Consider the following 277-nt stretch of genomic DNA (forward strand, 5'->3'; position numbering starts at 1 on the left):
CTGATTCGGTGCTGTTCAGCACTGCGTTTGCCGATCAGGGGGTTGATCCGTCGATGCTGGTCCCCTGGGAAGCCCGCGCCAACGAAGTCGGCGCAAAACGCTTGTCGGCCTCGCGCGGCAGCAAGCTGCTTCAGGCCCTGTGGGCCAAAGACAAATACATGGCGCGGCTGGCCTCTGACGCCGTGCCACGGCTGGAGCCGTTTTTCGACTTCGCCACCGTGCCAGCGAATCGGGACATCATCCGCCAGGACGAGTACGGCAACTTCATGATCGTGCT

General features: G+C 62.5%; 1 pseudogene. It reads left to right on the forward strand.

Annotated features, from left to right (window positions below):
* A pseudogene (locus B3F77_RS01075) lies at positions 1-277 on the forward strand (cyclic nucleotide-binding domain-containing protein); the annotation flags it as partial.

The sequence above is a fragment of the Polaromonas sp. UBA4122 genome, from assembly GCA_002381615.1.
GTDB lineage: Bacteria > Pseudomonadota > Gammaproteobacteria > Burkholderiales > Burkholderiaceae_C > Polaromonas.